Origin of the sequence: Bartonella sp. AD13SXNS (assembly GCF_042196465.1) — a bacterium.
Classification (GTDB): Bacteria; Pseudomonadota; Alphaproteobacteria; order Rhizobiales; family Rhizobiaceae; genus Bartonella.
Window position 1 is genome coordinate 1 of record NZ_JBHIQI010000039.1, and the last position, 3,831, is coordinate 3,831.

The 3,831-nt window shown below is 39.6% G+C and carries 3 protein-coding genes and 1 pseudogene; all 4 read right to left on the minus strand.

Annotated features, from left to right (window positions below; genetic code table 11):
• The coding region (locus ACFIMQ_RS09025; RefSeq protein WP_375703891.1) for a transglycosylase SLT domain-containing protein at positions 1-119 on the minus strand (119 nt) is incomplete at its 3' end.
• Positions 116-2,299, minus strand: coding sequence for a hypothetical protein (locus ACFIMQ_RS09030; protein ID WP_375703889.1), 2,184 nt, complete (start codon positions 2,297-2,299; stop codon positions 116-118). The genes ACFIMQ_RS09030 and ACFIMQ_RS09025, both read right to left, overlap by 4 nt.
• On the minus strand, positions 2,296-3,591 hold the full coding sequence (locus tag ACFIMQ_RS09035) for a hypothetical protein (protein WP_375703890.1): 1,296 nt from the start codon (positions 3,589-3,591) through the stop codon (positions 2,296-2,298). The genes ACFIMQ_RS09030 and ACFIMQ_RS09035 overlap by 4 nt, the downstream gene beginning before the upstream one ends.
• Positions 3,592-3,633: 42 nt before the next feature.
• A pseudogene (locus ACFIMQ_RS09040) lies at positions 3,634-3,831 on the minus strand (hypothetical protein); the annotation flags it as partial.

Consider the following 3,831-nt stretch of genomic DNA (forward strand, 5'->3'; position numbering starts at 1 on the left):
GCATTCGGATTGCCGCCACTTTCCACTTGCGCAACACGGTATAAATAACTTTCGGGCAAGCCATAACGCGCTGCTGCTTGACGGATCGCTTGATCGACTGAAGGACTAGAACGGGTCATCGGTTAAACATCCTCACAACCTCGTTTCCACTTAATCTAAACAAATCAGAAAAACGCTTTTTCACCCACTCTTTCGTCGCATATCCTTTATGATGCGCATTTACCATACGTTGAATCAGATCGACAATTTGAGCATTCTTAATCTGTGTTCCCCCTGTTAACAATTTGACAACATCCTTTTCAATCCGTTGACGCTCTCTAAACGCCGCCTCTTTGAAAGGAATCCAAGCAGCCTTCCCAGCAGCTTTTGCTAATTGTACAGCTGCATCATGTTTACCCGTTGGCATATTGACGTTATGCCTAAAAGATATCTTTTCATCCGCTACACGACCTGGTATTCTATTATAAAAATCTGCATAATCGGCTTCTTTTTCGATAACCTTCTTGACCGCAGAAGCTTTATCGACTCCATAAATCTTTGCAAATCGTTTATACAGATCATTCGTACCAAAAATCTCCTTTGCCTTGGATACTTCATCTTTTGTTTGCCCCATACCTTGTAAAAGTTCTGCCCTTGAGCCCTTTTTAAAGTATTCTTGTTGTGCCTTTGGTAATTCATCAAAGATTTTACTGAACTCATCCTTATTAACCGACTTGCTAAGGATTTTGGAACCTTCATCCATGGCATCTAAACGTGAACTATATTGATGATACAATGATCGTGCCTTCTTATATTTAGGCGATATATCATCCATAAGCTCTAATAACTTTTTCTGAATGCCAACTAAGGTATGAACTTTACTGTTATCTCCTACCTTCTCGGCTGCATCTCTCATAAGACCAAGTTTAACCTTCGTTTCATGGAGAACACCCATGTTGGGCTTTTCTTTAAGGAGATTAAATTTTTCAGAAGAAAATGGAGCAACTTCTTTGACCTTACTCGTGAATTCCTGTAGCCCTTCTTTATAAGCCTGTTTGAAATATGGACGCTTCATTAATTCATTAAGAGCGCCATAATGCTGTTCTCCTATTGGTATTTTTTTGGCTATTTCGTAAAGAGTATGTGGTTCTGCTTTCCTAATCGCGATAAGATCATTTTTTAAACCTGTGACATTTTGATGAGGAACAAAGTATTTATCAGCCGCCTGATGAATACGCTCCCCTCCTCCCAGCGCTCTCTGTTTAGCTCTCTTGGTTAAATCAAGATAAGCCCCTTGGTTTCTTTTCGCGATATCAAAAACAAGATCTTGTAAAAAAGGACTATGATCAGCTACGTAATCGGTAGGAACTGCTTTTTTAAAAGATTCTCCTAGCTCTTCAGAAGCTTCATTGCCTAAATGTTTACTGATTGCTCTTAACGTATCTTTTGAAACACCTTCTTTCGTATGAGAAGGAGAAAAAAGTCTTCGTATTCCACCAAAAGTAGAACCAAGCATACTGCCTACAAGATTTCCAGCCAATGCCCCGCCCATTCCTAAAGTTCCACCAGATGCCGTGGTTTGAAGTGTATTTAAAAGTCCTTCGCCTTCTCCTGCGCCATGTAATGCACCAGATGCTGCACCTACTTTAAGCAAATGAGGTAATGTTGTTTTGTTCGTGATGCCTAAAAACGGGCTTGCAAATCGACTTGGTAGTGACTGACCAGTTTTCAAAAAGGCTTGACCTAATTTTGACCCCGCCACATTCCTTGCAAGTGTAGGCGCTACAAGGCGTGCTCCTGAGGCTAACAGTCCTCCCCCTAAAGTCGCAAGTGAAGGGATTGCCGACCCTAAAGCATTTCCAGCAAAAGAAGTCCAATAATGTTGATCACTCATCCTACGATAATAATCACGTAGTCTATTGGCTTCTTTCTCATATTTTTCTATGGTTTTCTTATCTCCAGTCCAATAGTTGTAAAGCCCATTCAAAAAAGCACTTATTGCCCACTGATCATCAGAATCACGTCCTGCCGCTGTAATCCCCGCAATCTCATCATCTAAATTAAAACTCAATCCATGCTTTAAAGAGTTCCAAAAAGCTTCACTTTGCGTGATTTCGGGATGTTCTGCTTCTTCTTCATAAGAATTATTATATAAAGGATAGTCGGCTACATAAACATCATCACCAAGTTCAAGAACTCGATCTCCTGGTCGATAACGTTTACCTGAATTGCTGGGATTAAGAGGATAATCGGCTACGTAAACATCATCCCCAAGTTCAAGAACTCGATCTCCTGGTCGATAACGCTTATTGTTTATCATCTTTTTGCTCCCTTATATACTGGATGACCATTATAATTAACTATTGTTCCAGGAGGATAACGATCTAGCTCTTCTCTGCTACTTATAGTTGGCAAATTTGCACTGCCTCCTTGTGATGACTGATTAGCAGAGGAGCGACTAGCATCTTCACCTAGTAAATAGGCTTTTGCTTCAGGCGATAGTCTTGAAATAACATCTCTTATTTGATTCAGATTCCGCGTAAATAATTCTACATTCATATCAATGCTTAGTTCACCTAAAGAATGCTTTAGCATGTCAAGATCTTTATCACTGACATTTCCAAGTCCTACCGCTCCTGTCCTTGATAATTGCTTCAGTTCGTCTATACGATCACTTGCTATACGTTCCTTAATTGATTTCACGACTTTATCTGCACCATTTTCTTTCAATCCAGGAACAATGCTTTTAATCCAAGCAATCAGACCTGTTGCATACCCACCTTTTTCCTTAAGGTACTCATCAAGATATGTGAGATCTTTCAATAAAATACTTTTCCGTACTATATTATTTGCATATAGAGCTTTTGCACGTTCAGCTTCCTCATACGATTTACCACCTTCAACCATAATATATCTATATCCACCTGGTGCATTCGGATCTTCCACAAGCATCCTACCGTCATTGGTAAATTGGGAATTCCTATTTCCACCGTTCACTTTTTGTAATAGAAAAGCATTCAACGCATCTTTATTCCCAGCTATGAACCGCGCTTCTTCTTCACTGTACCCTTTAGATTTCAGATACTCGACGGTTTGGTTAACCTGTCCTCTTTGTTTATCTCCTTCATGCAAGTTCTTCAGCCCCTTGGCAAAAAGTTGCCATCCAGATGAATTTGGACTAGCCGTTATCGCACCCATAAGAAAATCATCAATATTTTTACTAACATCAGACTGTGAAAAACGAGAAAATTTATCCCAAAAACTAAGATTTGGTTCAGGAGGCTGTTCTTGCAATGGAACTGGTTTTGTTGAAATAGGTGGAGAAGTCTCTAACTGAGGAGGAGTTTCTGATTGTGGAATCGGAGAGGGTTTATTCCCCTCATTATCTATCTCAGAAGGACGAATAGAACCTATTGGAGAAGGAGAAAAAGAGCCTATCTTATATGGATCATTCATAGAAATCGCATTAAGAAAAACTGGTAATTTATGTTTGTCCTTTCGTTGATTCGCTATTGATTGTAGTAGATCTTTTTCTAGTCTGCGTTCGTGTAGATCTTTTTCTAGTTTTAATGCCCAACTTCTATCTCTCGGGTCAAAATCTATAAAAACCATTACTTTCCCTTTAACTATTTATTTTTTCTAAGATTATTCAAACTAAACGGCAGCATTTGCTGCCTTTTCCGCAGCCTTCTTTAATCCAAAAAGCACCATCATAGCATTCTGCCAAGGGTCGTTACCATGCATCTTAGATTCTGACATATTATTCATCGTCGTGCCGTAATTTCTTGCGAAGCCATGACCGGCGTTCATAAGCATATTCAACCTATTCCAGCCGCTATTGTCTTGTTCCAT